Annotated in this window: 1 protein-coding gene; it reads right to left on the reverse strand. The window is 67.5% G+C overall.

All coding sequences use genetic code 11. The features are described 5' to 3' along the window. Nucleotides 1–1,376 (reverse strand): amino acid adenylation domain-containing protein (locus ACFY1J_RS46050; protein WP_390733304.1); only part of this gene is annotated, 1,376 nt, incomplete at both ends.

A 1,376-nucleotide genomic window follows, 5' to 3' on the forward strand; every position in this document is an offset into this window, starting at 1 on the left:
AGGGCGGTTTCGATTTCGCCGGGTTCGATGCGGTACCCACGGACCTTGACCTGCGTATCGGCCCGGCCGAGGAACACCAACTCCCCCTCATCCGTCCACCGCACCACATCCCCGGTCCGATACATCCGCACCCCGCGAACAAACGGACACGCCACAAACCGCTGACCCGTCAACCCCGCCCGACCCGCATACCCACGCGCCAACCCCGGCCCCGCCACATACAACTCACCCGCCACCCCAGGCGGCACCGGCTGCAAAAACCCATCCAGCACAAACACCCGCGCGTTGTCGATCGGCCGCCCAATCGGCACCACACGCCCACCCGGCACCAACACCCCACTCATCGCCGCACAAACCGTCACCTCCGTCGGCCCATACGCATTGATCAAACGCCGCCCCACCGACCACCGCTCCACCAACCCCAACGGCAACGCCTCACCCGCCACCACCACCGTCTCCACCCCAGCCGGCAACTCCTCCTCCACCGCCAGCACACTCGGCGGCACCGTCACATGCGTCGCACCCGACCACTCCAACGCCACACCCAACGGCACCCGAGGAGGCAACTCCTCCGCCGCAGCCACCACCAGCGCAGCCCCCGACAGCCACGCCATCAACAACTCCGAAACCGCCGCATCAAAACTCAGCGACGCAAACTGCAGCACCCGCGCCCGCTCATGCACCCCGAACCGGTCAATCTGCGCCCACGCCAGATTCCCCAGCCCCGCATGCGACACCACCACACCCTTCGGCCGCCCCGTCGAACCCGACGTATAAATCACATACGCCGCGTTCGCAGGCGTCAGCGCACCGCGCCGCTCACCCGCCACCACCAGACCCGGCGCACACACCGCGATGCCGCGCGCCACTTCCGGATCGTCGACGGCGATCACCCGCGCACCAGGCAGATCCGGCACCACCGACCGCGTCGCCCCACTGCACACCACCACCGCCACAGACGCATCCCCCAGAACAAAAGCAATCCGCTCCGCCGGATACGCCGGATCCACCGGCACAAACACACCACCAGCCAGCACAATGGCAAGCACCACCACCACCATCTCCACCGACCGCTCAACCACCACCCCCACCCGCACCTCAGGCCCCACACCCAGGCCCATCAGATACCGAGCAAACCGCCCCGCCTCACCCGCAAGATCGGCATACGACAACGACCGCCCACCCGACACCAACGCCACCGCACCAGGCGAACACCCCACCCGATCCGCAAACAACTCCGGCAACACACCCGACGACACCGACCGCCCCGTCGCATTCCACTCCCCCAACACCCGCTCACGCACCACACCACCCAACACACCAACACGCCCCACCAACCCCCACGGATCCCCCACCACCCGCTCCAACACCCACAG

This window comes from Streptomyces sp. NPDC001406, assembly GCF_042895285.1.
Classification (GTDB): Bacteria; Actinomycetota; Actinomycetes; order Streptomycetales; family Streptomycetaceae; genus Streptomyces.